At 42.4% G+C, this 1,806-nt stretch carries 1 protein-coding gene and 2 pseudogenes; 2 read left to right on the plus strand and 1 reads right to left on the minus strand.

The window, feature by feature from the left end:
- Window positions 1-45: 45 nt before the first annotated feature.
- Window positions 46-483, plus strand: a pseudogene (locus I4641_RS23690) (pyridoxal-phosphate dependent enzyme); the annotation flags it as partial.
- A gap of 102 nt (window positions 484-585) precedes the next feature.
- Window positions 586-990, plus strand: a complete 405-nt coding sequence (locus I4641_RS23695; protein ID WP_263858335.1) for an ArsR/SmtB family transcription factor — start codon at window positions 586-588, stop codon at window positions 988-990.
- A gap of 30 nt (window positions 991-1,020) precedes the next feature.
- Here the strand turns inward: I4641_RS23695 and I4641_RS23700 are convergent.
- Window positions 1,021-1,770: pseudogene (locus tag I4641_RS23700) on the minus strand (NAD(P)/FAD-dependent oxidoreductase); the annotation flags it as partial.
- Between the last annotated feature and the right edge of the window lie 36 nt (window positions 1,771-1,806).

Genomic DNA, 1,806 nt, shown 5'->3' on the forward strand with positions numbered 1-1,806 from the left:
CGATCGCTCTTTTTTTTCCCTGATTATAACCTAAACTAGGTGCGTCTAAGCTTAGGAGTCGGTACTGGTGGTACTCTGACAGGTGCAGGTCGCTATCTCAAACAAAAAAAACCCTCTCTTAAAATTGTGGCGCTCGAACCAGTTAAAAGTGCGGTGTTAAGCGGTAAACCTTCGGGAATTCACGATCTTCAGGGAATAGGTGCTGGTTTTATTCCCGATGTGCTGCGGGTGGATTTAATTGATGAAATTATTCAGGTAACGGAAGAAAACGCTTATGAAATAGGCAGACGTTTAGCACGGGAAGAAGGGATTCTCAGTGGTATTTCCACTGGCGCAGTAGTCGCTGGAGCGATAGAAGTGGGGAGACGGCCGCAGTATCGCGATCGCCTAATTGTGGCAATTCAAGCCAGTGGTGGTGAAAGATATCTCAGTACGGCAATGTTTGAAATACCAGAATTAATCTCATTAGAAATGAGTTATTGAGGCTGGTATATAATACAACTATTTAGTAATATGGTTAGTAGGATAACTAAGATTGTAAATTAGCTATAGTCCAATTTTGTATTAAATTACTCGATTAAGCTTATGCCCAGTAAAGTAACTTCTAAACCTAAAGCCCAACCAGCCAGTCCCTCTAATGACTGTGGAATTGCCCAACTATCACCTGCTGCTCTAAGTTTGATGGCTAATTTTTTCAAAGTTTTGTCTGAAGTCAGTCGGCTACAAATTGTCTGTAGTTTAAAAACTGGAGCAAAAAACGTCAGCGAGATTGTGGAAGAAACGGGTTTGGGACAGGCTAACGTTTCTAAGCATTTGAATATGCTGACCAAAGCTGGCATCGTCGCCCGCGAACAGAAGGGAATTTGCGTCTACTATCAAATTGCCAATCCCTTCTTATTTGAGTTGTGCGATTTGGTGTGTGATGCCCTCACGGCTCAATTCCAGCAGCAAAATCAACAATTAGAGATGCTCAAAACCCTAGGTCAATAGTTAGTAGTCTTTTTTCCCAATTTAGATTAGTTAACAAGTACTGCTTTGCTCTTTTGTCTTGGCAAGAGAATTTTTGTCGCCGTTTTTTTGTAATAGTCGATTAATCGGTTTAAAGATATCTGCTTCAAACCATTCCCCTTTGAGCATCCGATGCCAATAGATCCAGGGTAAGGCGTAGGCTTTAGCTAGAAACATCGAGTAGCGTTCTTTGGCTGGATCGAGGGGAAAAGAAGGAGCGGGATTGCCCTCATAATCAAATTCTGCCATAATTGCCGAGTGATAGCCCGTAATCAACGGACAACAGGTATATCCGTCGTATTTTCCTCTAAGTTGCTGACCATTCATTTGAGTCAGCAAGTTCTGCACTACTACAGGAGTTTGTTTACGAGCAGCAGCAGCAGTTTTAGAGATTGGTAACGAGGAGGCATCCCCCAAACCGAATACATTGGGATAGCGATTGTGTTGCAGGGTATATTTATGGACATCAACCCAACCTTTATCATTGGCTAGAGGGCTTTGTTTGATGAAATCGGGTGCGCTCATCGGTGGAGTGACATGAATCATGTCGTAGTGGATGCTAACTTCTTCTACCCCGTTGTCAGTGGTGACATCAAAAATTGCTTCTTTAGTATCGGCTTTGATTTCTTTGAGATTATGACCGAATCTGGTACTAATTCCCCGCTTCTCAATTACTCCTTCTAAAGTCGCGTTGTATGCAGGGACACTAAACATTTTCCCACCCGCAGAGCAAAACATTACCTTAGTAAGCTTAGACGCACCTAGTTTAGGTTATAATCAGGGAAAAAAAAGAGCGAT

This window comes from Waterburya agarophytonicola KI4, from assembly GCF_020640915.1.
GTDB lineage: Bacteria > Cyanobacteriota > Cyanobacteriia > Cyanobacteriales > Xenococcaceae > Waterburya > Waterburya agarophytonicola.